The sequence below is a fragment of the Streptomyces sp. NPDC031274 genome, from assembly GCF_055570235.1.
On record NZ_JBVIHP010000146.1, the window covers coordinates 1 to 1806 of the forward strand.

The 1806-nt window shown below is 70.2% G+C and carries 2 protein-coding genes; one reads left to right on the plus strand and one right to left on the minus strand.

Annotated elements, in window-relative coordinates; translation table 11 throughout:
* Positions 1–892 (plus strand): hypothetical protein (locus ACZ5CR_RS44370; protein ID WP_468869107.1); only part of this gene is annotated, 892 nt, incomplete at its 5' end.
* Between the two features lie 19 nt (positions 893–911).
* Here ACZ5CR_RS44370 and ACZ5CR_RS44375 read toward each other — a convergent pair.
* A partial coding sequence (locus tag ACZ5CR_RS44375) for an ABC transporter substrate-binding protein (protein WP_468869113.1) occupies positions 912–1806 on the minus strand: 895 nt, incomplete at its 5' end.

The window sequence follows — 1806 nt, forward strand, 5'->3', positions numbered from 1 at the left end:
ACGCCGCATCCTGGACCGCCTCGGCACCCACGAGGAGCTGGTCGAAGCGGCGGGCGCGGGCACAGGTACAGGCACAGGCTCCGGTGACGTACCGAAGACGGCCGCACCCCGCCCCGCCGTCCCCACCCAGCGCACATCGGAACCGAAGGAACGCGAACGCCCCAAGCGCCTGCGCCGCGTGGTCCCCCGCCCCCGCCCCCGCCCGGCGGCGGAGGAACCGGAGCTGCCCGAGGAGGACCCCGGGCCCTCCCCGCCCCATCTCGCCGGCACGGACGAGCTCGGTGAGGGCGGCTCCGAGCCCGACTGGTGGCGAGTGGACAGCAGCCCCTTCGGCCTCGCCGACAGCGTGCCGGGCTTCACCGGCGGCGTAGAGATCCCGGAACTCCTCAAGCCCCCGCCGAAGAAGCGCCCCGAAGCGGACGAAGAAGAGGAAGAGGAAGAGGGAGACGAAGCAGAAGAGGGAGCCGGCGGTGAGCCGGAGGAAGAGCCCGCCTCCACGCGGCGGCGCCGCATCCGCATTCTCCGCCCCGCGACGTCGGCCCCGGCCACCCCACGCTTCAGCAACCCCCTCCTCCTGCTCGCCGCAGCCCTCCTCACCGTCGGCGCCATCCTCGGCAACTGGCTGGCCCTGGGCGGCGGCTGGCTCCTCGCCTACGCCTCCCGCAGGCTGAGCCGCGCCGAGGCGAAGTGGGCCGTCATCGGCCTCCCGGGGCTCGCCGTGGCGGCAGGAATCACCTGGCTGTGGGGCAGGACCGAACGCCGCTGGGGCGACCCCATCGTCGACGGCCACATGAGCGACGCGATGGCCGAGACCTGGCCGTGGGTGGTACGCGGCGCGGCCGTCGCCTCCGCGCTCTACCTCTTGTGGAGATCGCAGCGGCAACGGCTGTGAGCCGTGCGGGCACCCGCGGTCACTTCTTCGTCAGGGCCTTCTGCATCTCGTCCAGGATCTTGTCGGCCGCCGTGTAGCCGATGCCCTGGATCCACAGTTCGTCGTCGACGGTGTGGACGTTGCCCTTCTTCACCGCGTCCATGTTCTTCCACAGGCTGCTGCCGACGGTCTGCGTCTGCCTGGACTTCTTCGGATCACCGTACGTGGACCGGAAGATGACGTCCGCGTCGGCGAGGTCGATCTTCTCGGGCGACACGTCGTACGAGAAGCCGTCCTTGGCCTTGGCCGCGATGGCCGGGCGGCCGAGACCCACGTCCTTGAGGAGCGTGGCGATGTACGTCTGCTCGCCGTAGATGCGGATGTCCGCGCCCTCCACGAAGCGGACGACGTTGACCTCCGTCGCCTTGGCCTTCGCCGGGCCGCCGACGGCGGTGGTGACCTTCTCGGCGTGCGCGTCGTAGGCGGAGACGATCTTCTTCGCCTCGGCCTTCTTGCCCAGCGCGTCGGCGTGCACCTGGAAGTTCTCCTTCCAGGGGTAGCCGGTGTTCTCCGTCATCACGGTCGGCGCGATCTGCTTGAGCTGGTCGTACTTCGCCGCGTGCCGGATCTTGCTGGTGAGGATGACGTCCGGCCTGAGGGCCGCGATGGCCTCCATGTTCGGGTTCAGCATCTCGCCGACGTCCTTGATGCCGCTGACCTCGTCCTTGGGCAGGTAGCTCGGGAAGCCCGACGACGCCTCGACGTGCGTGGAGCCGACCGGCTTCACGCCCAGCGTGATCGCGGAGTCCAGCTCGGCCGTGTCGAGGACGACGACGCGCTTCGGGGCGACGGGAACCTTCACGTCACCCATGGCGGTCTTGACGACGTGCGTCTTGCCGGAGCCGGAGCCGGAGTCCTTGTCGGAGTCCGCAGAG